The organism is Pelistega europaea (assembly GCF_013133775.1).
Classification (GTDB): Bacteria; Pseudomonadota; Gammaproteobacteria; order Burkholderiales; family Burkholderiaceae_B; genus Taylorella; species Taylorella europaea.
In genome coordinates this window covers 15,287-30,532 of the sequence record NZ_JABGBO010000014.1, presented here as the reverse complement: position 1 = coordinate 30,532, position 15,246 = coordinate 15,287, and the positions used below count along the sequence as shown (strand labels likewise).

General features: G+C 41.7%; 1 protein-coding gene. It reads right to left on the bottom strand.

The annotated features are described in order from the left end of the window. On the bottom strand, positions 1–13,882 hold a 13,882-nt coding region (locus HKX40_RS10405; protein ID WP_171589518.1), incomplete at its 3' end, for an ESPR-type extended signal peptide-containing protein. Positions 13,883–15,246: the final 1,364 nt, after the last annotated feature.

Genomic DNA, 15,246 nt, shown 5'->3' with positions numbered 1-15,246 from the left:
CTTTGGCTCCTTCTGTATCAGGTGTAACCTTGATGTTCTTACCAGCCTTAACAGTGGTTGCTCCAGCTGTTTGACGAACTTCGTTAATCGCCTCATTAATGGTTGTCTTACCTGTGCCGCCAATACCGCCTTTATCACCATTACTGTCTGCAGTCTTGGTTTCAGGGGCTTTGATAGTACCGTCTGCTTGGACATAACCATCACCTAATACGCTTGCCAATTGATGTAATTGACCTCCGTTGACAGCCTCTTTACTATTTGCAGCCACTTTACCGTCAGCAACCTCTACTGTTGACAATGCATCCTTGCCAACGGCTTGGTCGTTAAGCTTAGTTGGGTCTTTAACAGCCTTGATACCGCCAATATCAGAAGTGGCTACAGGACCTGCGGCTAAATTAGGAAGACCTTTGTCATTAAGGTGATAGAAATCATCACCCACTTGGACAAGTGGTTTACCTTCTTTATCCACATAAGTCATTGGGATTCCTTTAACATTGATAGTGTAGTTAAAGGTAGACACACCATCTTTGGTCTCTTTGGTAATCTCAGAAACGGCAATATTGGCGCCGTTCTTCACATTGACGGTATCACCCAATGCCATCTTCTCTGATTGACCGTTAGTGGCAATATTCAAGCCTTTGGCAATGGTTTCGTTAGCGGTATTAGCTGCTTCACCCACGTTTTTGATGCTTTCCTTGACCTCAAATAATTGACCACCAGTCACAGCATCAGTAGAGTTTGCTGAAACATCACCAGCAGCGACATTGGTGATGACAGAACCGCCAGCGTCAATGGTTTTCTCTTTGACTACTTTGTCATTCTCATCTTTGACTGGTTTACCGTCTGGACCTATTTTGTCACGGCTACCGAAGTCTAAAGAGCCTTCACCATCTTTACCGCCAATAGAGTCGATACCAGTTAATTTATCGTTCAACATAACATTGACCTCACCATTGGCTTTTGTTGAAGTCTTGATGTTGTCATCTCCTTTAAAGATTAGACCTTCTTTAAGAGTAGTTGTGTTAGCAGTTTCTTCAGTACCTGCTTTGTAGCTAAGTTTCACACCTGCAGCACCAGTACCATCGATGTCAGCTTGAGTGATGACTTTCGATCCATTTTGACCGTTGACTCCATCACGACCATCTTTTCCGTCTTTACCTTTAGTGCCGTCTTTACCGTTGACACCATTGATCACGACAACTTCGCCTTTATCATTCACCCCGATAAAGCCGTCTTTACCGTCCTTACCATTTTCACCATCATCACCGTTTTTACCGTTGAGGATGATACCTTCATAGTGAGGAAGTTTCTTCATCTCAATACGAACAGTATCTGTACCATCTGCATGAGTGATAAGGTTATCAGCTGCGTATAAGTGGCTGTTGCCATTATTGGTTACTTTCGTTTCATCAGAGGAATCTTTGTACTCAGAAACAATGTATTTAGTGTCTTTCTGACCTTCAATCTTCAACGTACTACCTAAAGCACGATGAATATTTACACCATCATTACCCACAAAGGTTAAGCCAGCTTGAGCGACAGTTTGTAAGTCACGTAAAGTTACCGCACGTTTCAATTGAGCTGCGATATCTGCATCAGTTGAACCATCAAGTTTCAACAATTTAGCCACTTCTTTACTTGCTTTCTCGCCAGCAAGTTTAGATTTAACGCTTGCTTTCTGTGCGTCTGTTAACGTGTTAGGATCAAGACCTAAGGCAGTTACTGCTTTGTTAAATTCATCATCAGTTGGTGACGCGATAGTAGCAAGATTATGCTTCAAGTTAGCGATAGTCACTGGTGAAGTTGTTTCTCCATCAGGGTTCACCGCAGAAAGGATAACTTTATCATTGCTTAATGATTTATCACCATTTTTTGCCTTAATAGAAGCATCATTCAACTCAGCCAATGTTCTACCACTTGTATCCTTAGAATCTTTGAGTGAGCCATCAGTATTCACTTTTCCAGCATCGTACCACAAGCCATTGTTTGCTTTGACTTTGTCACCAACAAGGCTAGTATCATAGTACTTACCGTTTTCAGCCAATACACGGTTGCCTTTGGTATCAGTGTAAACCAATGTACCTGCCACACCATCACGAAGTCCTTGGACTTTGTTTACGATAGTTGTGCCGTTCATACCGTCTTGACCTGCTGGCCCCACAAGACCCTGACCATCTTTACCTGGTACACCTGGCTGACCGATGGCTGGTTTGCCATCCACACCATCAGCGCCATCTACACCGTTCACACCGCTAGTGCCGTCTTTACCATTCATACCAATTTGTGCAGCCACTTTGTTTAATTGGGCTAAGTTCACAGCAGAATCATCCGCTGTACCATCTGCCACACCTTTAATTTCTACAGGTTTAGCATTAGCTTCTGCACCACCATCACTTAAAGTTACTGTTGGTTGATCTGTTGTACCACCTGGAGTAAAGACAACTTTCGGTGTATCAGTACCAGCACCTTGTAAGGTTAATGCTTCAAAGCTTGGTGCTTTCTTCATCACAAATTGAATTTGATGATTGGTTGCATCAACAAGGGTAGCTAGGTTCTTAGCATCGTATTTGTCTTTAGCTTCTAAACCGGTCTTTTCGTCTTTAGCACCGATTAAGTTTAACGCCGTACCTAATGGACGATGAATAGTAAGTCCCTTATTATCTGTAGAAGCATCAATTGAACCTGTAAAATCAAGCCCCGCTTGTGCCACTGCTTGTAAATCACCTAAGGTTGTCACTTTATTTAGGGTAGCGCCTGATAAAGCATAAATACCTGATTTGCCATTCTGATCTACGATAATCGTATCTTTATCTGCACCAGTGCCTCCTTTCCGCTTACCTGCAACAACTTTTTGTGCTGCGTCTGCAGTAATCGCTGCTGGTGCTTTAAGCGCATTTTCAGCATTTTGCTTAATATCGTCCGCATTAGCACCAGTGGCTGCTGAATTGTCTGCCTTACCAGTCAATCCTAAAGCACTTCTTACGTTAGCTAACGTGGTTGGTGTTTGAGTCTTACCATTAGCATCTACCGCAGATAACATCACATTCGCTGGGTCAATGTTAGAATTAGATTCTTTTTCAGATAAAGTTGCTAGTGTTTTACCTGTTCGATCACTTATATCTAATTTGTCTAATTCCTCTTGATTTACCGTGCCATCAGCATTTACAGCTACTGCCTTATACCATAAACCATCGTTGGCTTTTTCGTAACCGTTTACAATACTGGTTTTATAGTATTTGCCATTTTCGACTAAAACACGGTTGCCTGCTAGGTCAGTATAAACTACGGTACCTGCTGCGCCATCACGTAATGCTTGGACTTTATTAGCAACAGTTGTGCCATTTAAGCCATCTTTACCTGCTGGACCAACTGCACCCTCTTTACCTGGAATACCTTTTGCATCTGAATCGGCAACGTCACCATCTTTACCATTCTTACCATCAATACCGTTCACAGGATTAACCCCAATCTTATCTGCTAACGCATCCACATAAGATTTCACGGCTTTTTCTTGAACAAGTTTGCTGGTTGGACTCTTGCTGATTGCATCTACCCCCACATACTTACCAAATGCTTCAGGATTTGATACATCAATGGTGATAGTATCTGTCGATTTATCAGCAACGGTGGTGATACCGCTATCCGCTTTACCATTAATCGTTAAGGTGTCACCCGCTGTTACGCTACCTGTGGTGTCCTTAGAATCTTTATCCTTAGCGATACTATTACCGCCAATATTAAAACCGCCAGCAGCTGTTGTTGCTGATGTTTGCAAGCTTGCGATGGCTTCTTCAATCGTAGCTTTGCCGGTGCCACCAATATTCCCTGCAGTCAATTTACCATCAGCACCTTGTGTAAAGGTTGAACCTAAAACGCTTTGGATATTGCCCATATAATCATAGAGTTGGCTTCCGTTAATCGCCTCTTTGCTAGATGAATCCACAGCACCATTAAGTACCCCATCGACTTTCGCCTTATTCATAGAAATAATCGGATCAACTGCTGCATTATCTCCTTCTGCCGCTTTTCCAGCGGTAAAGGTAATCCGTGCTGCATTCGCCTCACCAGATTTACCAGTACCAATAGACGAAATATCGGCAAGATTTTGTGCAAGTTTGATCACCAAACCTGTTGGTGAGTTAGTCGCATTTGCAACCACATCAATATTACCTTGTGCGCTTGCTCCAAACTCATTATGTTTCGTACCTTCGCCTGTTAAGGTTAAGGTTTCTGATAATGCACGCTGTACATCCACACTATCATTACCTTGGAAGGTTAAACCAGCTTTAGCAAGAATTTGTAAATCTGCCACAGTCGCTGCACGGCTCATATCTAGCTTATCAGTTGAATTTGTAGTTTTACCAGCTTTACCATTAAGCAAGTTCGCCACAATAGCATCTGCATCCTTACTGGACGGTGCTGTTGTATCTTTTTGTGGTGTACCAGTTAAAGTCGCCCCTAAAGCACTTGCCAAATTCGCTAATTGAATTGGTTTAGTGGTTGTACCATCAGCATTTACTGTAGAAAGGATAACATTTGACGCATCAACAAATTGTGATTGATTCCCTTCTGCTTTTCCAATATATGCCGTATTCAACTCAGCTAAAGTCTTACCTTCACCTTCTTTACCTGCTTTTGGTATGCCGTTCTCTACATCACCTGCAAGATACCACCTACCATCATTCGCTTTTACATAGCCCTCTGTAATGACATCGCGATAATAGTAGTTGCCGTCAGCAGAAATGAGGCGTTTACCGTCTTTATCCGTATAAACCACAGTACCTGCTAATCCATTACGCAACGCATCAACTTGGTTAAACAGGCTTTGGCCGTTGGTGCCATCGTGACCTGCTGGACCCCTGTCACCATTAGCCCCATCTTGTCCTGGTTTACCAACGACATTTTCTAACGCTTGTAATTGGGCAAGATTCACTGCAGCGTCTGCACTTGTTCCAGCAGCTACTCCTCGGATTTGAACATCGTCACCTTTACCGTCATCACCTGCGGGTTCACCATTAGAAAGATTCAATACACTATGCGTTACTGCATTTGTACCACTCGTTTCAGTGACTTTACTTGGGGTTAGGGTCACTTTCGCTTTATCAGCACCGTCTTTATCATTATCCAAGGTTACCCCTGTAAATGATGGATTTTTCAACATTTCAATGCGCAATGTTCCCTTATCATTATGCGTGATAAGGTTGTTGGCACTGTATTCTGCAGAATAAACTGTATTCTCTGCACGTGTATCTGGCACCGTAGCGGCTGTTACATACTTCGTATTTGCCTTACCTTCGATATTCAATACTGAACCTAAGGCTTTACGAATGCGGTTGTCTTTATTGCTATCATCTTCTTGGTTACCTAAGATATCCAAGCCTGCCATCGCGACCGCTTGTAAATCAGCTAAAGTGGCTGCACGATTAAGAACACGACCTTGTTTCGCATATAATCCAGTGGCAGACTCACTCTCAGCAGCAACTTTACCGATAACAGTTTGTGCTGCGTCTTTAGTTATCGGACTACCTGCTAACTCAGTATCTGTCGTACTAGTTGTAGTGCCTGTAGTCACAATTCCTAACGCACTGAGTAAATTACCTAAGGCAATTGGTGTGGTTAAGGTGTTGTTATTCGCATCGTTTTTATCCACTAAAGAGAGATAAATATCCTCTGGATTGCTAACTGCTGTTACAATTTTCGCGTCACCAACTGGTTGATTGGTTTCTTTATCCCAAGCGCCATACCAGCTATTTGTTTGAGTATCATAGTAATAGTCTTTGACATCCTCGTATTTGTAGAAGTTGTCGCCAGCTTTCACCACACGATTGCCGTCTTGATCGGTATAAACGACAGTGCCTTTTAAGCCTTGCTCTAGTTTAGTGATACGGTCACCAATGCTGTTGTGTTCATTATTATTGATACCAAGCGCTTTGGATAATTGACCGCCTGTAATCGCATCTTTAGAACCTGCTTCAATCACACCATCAGCTAAACCAGTGAGTTTCACATCGTTCGCCACAATACTTGCATCTTGTTTTGGTGTGTAACCTGGCTGACCATTAGTACCACTTTCTACTTTTGCACTATTAAAGGTTAAGCGAGCTTCTTTAGTAGCTCCTGTATCATCAGTAGTACCACGTGAACCACTGCCAATAGAGGTCATATTCTGCAACTCAGAATCAAGTGAAAAGTTCACTACACCAGGGTTAGAATCTGTACCACTCGGTAAATAGACTGTGATATTTTGATTAGAAGTTGGTAAAGCTCTACCGCTAGTTGGTGTTTCACCACGGAAATCAAAACCAACACTGGATGGAACATATTGGTCTGGCGCTGTTCCATTAACTTTATAGGCAATGCTGCTACCATTAAATAAACCATCATTCATCAAACGAATCGCATTTTTGACGGCCAAACTTGCACCAATGCGAAGTTTAGGAGCTTCTTGCACACCATCTGCCTCTGAATAAGTATCATCTCCAGGAAGATAGTCTACTGAAATATACCCATCCGTTTCAAATTTGAGTCCTTTACCAAGATCAATGGTCTTCGAAACAGGTGCGTCAGTTGCTGTACCTGTTGCCACTTGAATGGCTTCATAATTCCCTAGTGTAATCCCAGAATATGCTTGCTTTAAATTTCCAGTTTTTGGATCAATGACATAAGCCTTATTAGAACCATCTTCTATGTAATAGGTTTGGCTTGCGACCCCATCTGGTTTTCTGGTGTATAACTTATATGTAGTCCCATCAATTACTTTTGTAGCCTGCTCTAAGGATACAGTCTGATGATCATCTACAAACGTAATACCCGTACCCGTCGTATTACCCTTATTAATATAGGTATCATCCAACGCATCCGTTAACATTTTCTTGGTTAATGCAATGCCCCAAGTATCGCCTTTAATACCAGTTCCTGCTTCTGATTTTACAACTTTAATCAAGTTGTCTTTCTGATTAGTGAACTTCCAATTGTCATCTGCTGTACTAAATGTTTCACTATCAGCTGCAGTTGCTGGTTGTATGACTGGACGCGCTGCATTAATTGCGGCATACACCGCTTTACCACTTACCACACCAGTTGCAGAACTTGTAATACCAGTTGTCGCTAAAATCTTATTTAAACTTAAAGTGATAGTATTATCCGAGGCTGCAATCGCCGTAATATCCCCTTGTCCCTCTGCTGTATCACCTACAATTTTAAAGATAGGGCTATCTTTAAGATTTTTCTTGCCTGTGCTAGAGGCTAAAGTTTCTCCTGTTTTAGTATTGCCTTGGAATTCAATAGTCGCTTTTGACACGGTATCCATATCGTCAATACTAAAGGCGAGTTTTTCTTTAGTAATCGTACTATCTTGGATTTTCTCATTAGTAACCGCATTAGCTGCAAGCTTATCAGTTGTTACCGCACTAGCACCAAGCTTATCTTTTGTAACAACACCTGTACCTAGCATATCTGCAGTAATGCCCGCATCTTTAATTGCAATAGAAATACTGCCATCGCTGCTACCTTTTGTTTCAATACCTGCGCCGCCTTTAATCGCAAAACTAACATTGTCTTTTAGTGATTTAGCACCTGCTGAAGTATTTTTATCAGCTGTTAATTCGATAGTACGCTCTGTGGTCACATAATCTTTTGTACTATCAATTTTATCGAGTTTATCTTTTACAGCTTTAGATAAAGCTAACGCTAATTTAGCCGGTGAAGTAGACGTTCCTGTCGTTGCCGCCGTTGTCGTTGCTACTAAATCATCACCGCCATCAATACTTAAGGTTTGATCTAATGTTACCTTAGCATCAGCGCTATTTTCCCCTGTGCCTTTAAAATTAATATAGGAAGTATTGGAAGCTACACCTGTAATACCTAGTGCCTCTTTCCATTTCGTAACCTTATCATCTTTAATATTACTTGCATCTGCTTTCGCAAATGTGTCGTTTAATAGCGTAGTAATACCCTCTTTTTTCAACGACAAGGTATAGGCGTTAGCACCGCTTGTTGTATTACTATCCAATTCAAGTGCTGTTTCACCTGCTTTTAAAGCTACGGTAGTTTTTGCCTTATTAATCGCATCATAAACCGCACCAGAAGTAACCACTTTATCCTTCTTATCAGCCTCATTAGTCACCGTTGTAGCTTTATTTAGCGTTAAAGAAACTGCACTACCCGATGCTGATGTTGAAATATCCCCTGCCGTATCGCCTTTAATGGTAAACTCAAGTCCGCCTGATTTATCTAACTGTTGTGTAGCAGTGCTACCTGAATTTCCAGATAATTTCACCGTATTGGTTGCCAATGCTGCAGCATTGTCTAAAGTTTCTTGTACATCCTCGGCTAGTTTTGCTTTGGTTACATTTTTGTCTGTAATTTTGGCTGTAATAACAGCATCACCCGCTAATTGGTCTGAACCAATACCCCCATTTTTTACCTTAACAGTAATATCACTACCAGAACCAGAGGTTTCTATGGTTGTGCTATCACCTTTCACACCAAAGGCAATACCATCCGTTTGACCTAATGTTTGAGCAGTAGTAGAGTTTCCATTTGAATTCAATTTAATGGTTTGGCTCTTATCAGCTTTCTTAGCGATGTCAGCAGTAACATCCTCAGGCAACTTATCTAATTTGCTAGTTACCTTGTCGGTTAAGCTAATGGTAATCGCACCATTAGCTGCTGTTGTGGTGATATATTTATCTGTTGCTTTACCACCTTCAGTAGTAGCTGGTGTTGAACCATCACCATAAATATTTAATACACCACCTAATGGGATATTGACTGAACCACCAACACGATCAGCGAAGTTCATACCCGCTACCGCTAAGGCTTGTAAATCCGCTGCAGTAACAACGCGGTTAAGGTTAGCGCCTGATAGGGCAAAAAGACCAGATGCTTTTGTTTCGCCTTGAGCTGGTTTACCTACATAACCTGCCGCTGTCGTTGCGTCTGTGATTGGTGTTGCCGCAGGAATATTCAATACGCTAGCAATATTGCCTAAAGTTACTGGTGTCGCAGTCTTACCATCTGGGTTCACTGCTGAGAGAATCACATCTGTATTCTCAATCGCTTTGGTAGCATTTTTAGTTGCTTCCGCAATCGCATCATCGCCACTAGCATCCTTGGTTGCTTCTGCAATAAGCGCTTTATTTAACTGGTCAAGAGATTTACCTTTACCTTTAGCGGTATCTTTTAACGTACCATCATTATTAAAGTCAGTTGTGTCATACCATAAACCATCAGTATGTTTTGCCTTACCAGCAACTAAATCAGTTTTGTAGTATTTACCATTTTCTGCTAATACACGGTTGCCAGCGGTATCAGTATAAACCACAGTACCTGACACACCATCACGTAATGATTGGACTTTGTTGGCTAAAGTAGTATCGCTTTGACCATCACGACCAGCAGGTCCTGCAAGACCCGGTGTACCGTCAGCACCATTAGCACCACCTATACCAGAGTCACCAGGGATACCATCACGACCCGCATCGCCTTTAGCTCCGTCGGCACCAGCAATGGTTGTGCCGTTAGTGCCGTCAGTACCATCTTTACCTTGAGCACCATCAATACCGTTAATTGGTTTACCATCAAGACCCGCTCTTTCAGCTAAGTCAGTAAGGTATTTGTTTGTATAGTAAAGTTGTGAGCCGTTGATGGCGTCGGTTGAGTCTGCTGATACTACACCAGCAGCAACGTTTTGGATTTGACGTTCGTTGCCTGCACTACCGATAGCAAAGACTGAGCGGCTATTGTATGAAGTATCCGCTTGAGCGGCTGCTAGTGCGCTGGCTGCTTGATTTTTTTCATATTTTAAACCTGAAGTTTCCCCTAAATTATCTTCTCCGTTTAATTCTTTAAGAAGAGCTTTTGCCTCAGGTGATTCTTTGTCTTGTATTGCTAAGTATTCACGATATTTTGCGCGATATAGAGCATCTGCTGAATCGAATGCTTTTTGCAACTCAGCAATCTTCGCAGTATCTTGAACCACTAAAGCTGCAGCAGAACCATTGCCAATAGCCCATGGACCATTACTATGGACAGCACCCGCTACTGAACCACTACCAATCGCTACACTGCCATTAGGTGCAGCGACACTCTCAGTATCCGTTGCTGCAGCAACACGAGCACCATTACCAATAGCCACAGCGTCTTGTACTTTGGCTGAAGAAGACTGACCAATCGCGACAGAGCCTTGTTTTTGCGCTTCTGCATTAAAGCCAACCGCAGTAGCTCCATTTGAACCTATCGCTTTAGCACCTTGACCCAATGCAGTGGCATTAGCACCAGAAGCTTGTGTACCTTGACCTAATGCAACAGAAGAAGCCCCTGTCGCTTGAGCTGATAAACCGATGGCAACAGCGTTATCTCTTGCTTCATTATCATCTGTGTTTTCAACATCTTTAGCACCCGCTGTCGCATTTTTACCAATCGCGATAGTATCTTTACCTAAAGCACCTGTCACAGTAGCTGTCTTATTGTTATTATCGCGAGTGCTATCATTAGCATTAGAATCACGTGTACTGTTTACATTAAACCAGTTTACGCCTGCATTTTTAGTGGCATCCGCGACATAAGATTGAAGCCCACTAATCACAGCATAAAGTTGAGAACCGTTGATAGCATCGGTCGAATTAGCGCCGATTAAACCAGCTGCCACACCTTGAAGACGACGGGTTTCTGTATCGCTACCAATAGTCACTACACCGATAGGTGTATTGCCGGCAAACGATTTAGTCGTCTCAGTATCAGAACCTAGTGTCAACAACACTTTGTCCTGATTATCTTTTAGTACAAAAGACTTGTAAGCATCATCTGTCTTACCAGCAGAAACCTCACCCTTAGCAATCGCCGCTGTTTTATCACCTAAATAAACAGAGCGTGCTGTATCGGCTGTCACATTGCTACCCAACACAAAGGTATTGTCAGCGCTGACAGTGTTGTTATTACCCACAGCATAAGAGCCAGTACCAGAAATTGTACTTGGATCCCCAAACGCACCAGAATTAGCACCACTCACGGTATGACCATAACCAATGGCGATAGATTTAGCACCAGTGACTTTATTTTTGGTACCGATGGCAATAGCCTCATCAGCACTTGCCTGTGCTTCAAAACCCATGGCAATGGCACGAGCCCCTTTTTGTGTATCGTCATAAGAGCCATCTGCTTTTTTAGCGGATGTACTTGCTTTAAAACCTAAGGCAATACTATCATCGCCTCGAGCCCCTTCATTGTCAAAGTTGGAGCTTGCACGGGCTTCTTCTAATTGTGCAGCAGTATATTCACCATAAGCACGTGCAGAGTCTGTTTCACCTGCTGTCTGAATCTTATTACGGATAGCCGTATATAATTCAATACGTTTGGCTTCTTTTGCTGAGATTTCATCTGCTGTATTTTCAGGCATTTGGTCTAATTGTGCCTTAGCTGCTGCAATTTCAGCATCTAACCCTGAAAGCGAAGTGGCTGTCGCACTAATTTTGCCAGCGTTCGTATTACCATACTTATTACCAAGGTCTTCGACTTCTTGTCTGAATTTTGCAAGCTCATCCTCATCAAACTCTGCGTCCGTCAATGTCTTGCTTAAATCAAAACCCACTAACATGGTTTTAAGACGAACATAGCGATTGTAGTCTGAAGATTGAGAGAATTTAGCGGCTAATTTACCCCCTTCACTGGTCGCATTCGTTTTATCCACAGCAAGGAAGTTAGCCCCTTGGTCATCACCAAGACTAGCGATTTGACGCTCAAATTTTTCATCTAAACTACGCAATTGAGCCACGTTCACCGCATCCGTATCCAAGCGACCAGAGGCTAAACCCGCAATACGACGAGGTTCTGTAGTAGAACCCACAGAAATAACACCATTACCTTTGATGGTTGGAATAGCAATCGTCCCTTTAGGAGCATAACCTGCCTTACTCAACTCTTCTTCAGTATAGTCAGTGATTGTTCTATAACCAATGGCTACAGAGTTTCTCAAGGTAGCGTTAGAACTGTTACCAATAGCCATTGCTCCTGCGGCATCTGCTTGCGCTCCTAAACCAATCGCAGCTCCGTCGCTACCCTTATGGCTAACCAGAGCTCCCATACCAATCGCCATACCTCTATTACCAAATACATTAGAAGAAAAGCCCACCGCTAATGCATTAGCCGCATTGGCATAGGCATTTACCCCAAGTACTAATGATGCAGGTGCATTGTCGGTAGCATGTGCATAGGAACCTATTGCAATGGAGCCGCTGCCATCTGCAATCGTTGAATACCCCATCGCAATGGTATTAGATTTTAACGCAAAGGTATGACGACCAATGGCCAAGGCATTCACCACATCTGCACCACCATCTTGATTTTTGGCAATGGATTTAATGGATTTTCTACCGATATTTAAATACTCGTTATTGTTATATGTAAATAGTGTATTACTTGTGACACCTTCATTAAAATTAAATTCTGCATCTGTCACAACCTTTGGAATATTAGTAAGAAGCTCTGTCAGTTTTGTCTCAGCTTGATCATCAGTGAGCACTACACCTTTTTTAGAATATTTGAGTTTAATCATATTTCTTAAGGCATCTCGGTAGTTGACAGTTTCCCCGTTCAGTAAAGCCGTTAATACTTGGGTACTACCTGTAATCCCTGTACTGAAATCTGAGTTTGGATTTTGAGAGCCATCAGGATTAATCAGACGATTATCCTCGTGCATCCATTTGAGCAACGTATTGAGGTTGTTGTATGCGTTTGTATCTAATTGAGCGGCTGCAATAGCACCATAACCTAAAGCAAGAGAACCTTGACCTACTGCTTTGGCGTTATAACCATATGCAAATGAACCTGTAGCTCCTGCCTCGGTATTATTACCTACTGCAACAGAGTTAGCGGCATAAACACGAGAGTTTTCACCCATGGCGGTCGCACCTTGTGCCGTGTCTGCCACAAAGGCACGGATACCTACTGCAGTCGAACGGTCGGCTAGGGCAAAAGACAATGCCCCTAGTGCTGTTGACACATCACCACCTGCTAGGGCACGAGAACCAATCGCAATAGCCCCTAGACCTGCGGCATAAGTTGGTGAGTAGACAGCGTTACCGCTTCTGTATTTACCAGCAAAATCTTGTTCCGATAGAAAAGCATCTCTTCCTGCACCAGTGGTTGAACCATCTCGTTCCCACAGTTTTTTATAAAATTTAGTAATGGTCGCATCTGGCAACATGTCACGATAATCACTTGCTGTTCCATCATTATTTGTTGCTACGTCATCGTTACCGATAGCGATAGAGCTGTAGCCTGCTGCATATACGTCATTACCAATAGCTGTTGACTGTTTACGAGCGCCAACTCGATTACCTATTGCTGTAGATTGTTGTCCTCGTGCTTTGGACTCTGCACCGACAGCCGTTAAACCATAAAGGTCGCCGTTACCTGCACCATAGCCTTCTGCATAAGCTGAAGTGTTGTTGCCAATAACCACAGATTGCCATGCTGCAGTGTCCATAACAGCCCCATAGCCGATAGCAACAGCATAACTAGCTACTGTGCCTATTTCTTTTTTGGTGTCTGATTTTAAATTCAATGCAACACTGCCTGCGGGTAGGGTGCAATCATCGCCGCTATAATTAGTAGGATTATCGACAGAAATATGTCCATCACATGTATAAACTTGACCATCATAATACTTATAAGCAGAAGCACTACCAGGAGCCAAAATACCTGCAGAAATAAGTCCCGCCACAAATAAAGGCGATAACGCAAACCCTTTTGTACGCACCGTCCCTGTCGCACTCACACCCTCGATGCTTGATTTCTCTTTCGAGTGACTATTGGTCAACTCAGAAACCGCCATAAAAATACCACGTGCTTTGTTAAAAATGACACGATAAATCTTATTCATTCAATTTCCCCTAGAATGAGATTGCGACGAGCGGCTTGCTTGGGTATACAGCGGAATGCTTGAACCTAACAGCAAAGTGCTTTGGCAATTGGTAATAATTCAAAAATTTAAAACCTAAAAAACCTTGCTTGGTCAGCAGAGGAAGTGTCATGTATGGTAGTTTGGAGGCTATTTGATGAAAGAAAGTTTTCTCTAATCATTAGAGCAAACATTTCTCACGACATAAGCGACGGAAGATATTTCCGTCGGAGGGGGGGTAAAAAGCAAGACTTCTTTAAGAATTACTTAAAAAATACTTCAAATACCTTCAAAAAAACAACAGCATATGACGGAGAAACTATCCGTCATACTGTCATACTTTTTTCATCAAGTTTAGGTAGTATTATGTTTTGTCACACTAAACTAAACGTTTTTATCTTTCCCCTTGTGAGTATTTTAGTAACTTTCTCACATCAAAACTACATATCGAAAAATTATCCACCAAACTTACATTGTTTTGTAAATCTGTTGTGTTAATTTTTCATCCATTATCATGACAGCTACACATTGCTGACAAAATAACATGCAAATTATATCCACAACTTAAATAATGGTATATACGGATTACACTATTTTACATATTGACATCTTATTTATACCCTAACAAACAGGTCATTTTTTTTTTTTTTCATTTGAAAACCAAGCCATAGCTATGTAGATTATAGTGAGATGGCTGGAAAGCACCATATAGCTAGATTTTGAATGATGTAAAGTTTGATATCCTCTCTAGTTCTTGTTTTCAAGAAAACCTTCAGTTTTGGTCAAGTTTTTATGTAAAGAAGATATGGTGTGTTTATCTTGCAACAAACATATTAAATAGTTTAGTGAAATTTAGGGGTTTTATACGAAAAATAACTAATTCAAGTTCGTATATTTTTATTTTGAAACTGTATTAAGTGCTAATTTTTCCGATTCAATGATTTTTGAGAAAAGCATTGGTGAATGTATTCACTTTTTTGACATTAAGGCTTTTTGTTACAGAGAAATTGAATAGTTGATTAGCCCACGTCTGCCTGTTAGATTGGCAAGAGAGTAATGAGAGATGGCAATGGGTTTTCTCTCTGATTTGCAAAGAAGTAGTTAACACAACAAAGAAACTTTTACCAATTGGATTGACAAATCTAGTTCAGATTCATTGAAGTAAAGTTCGACGGATAGTTTCTCCGTCGAGCTTTATAACCTGCTTGGTGAACTTTCCTTCAAAATTAAATTAGGTATTCAGCAGTGCAAAAAATCCCTTTAATACATTTCTTTTTTCAACATTTACCACAGGCCACATGTTCAATGTGGCTCTATTCACATACTTTTAACATACCAATTAAAAA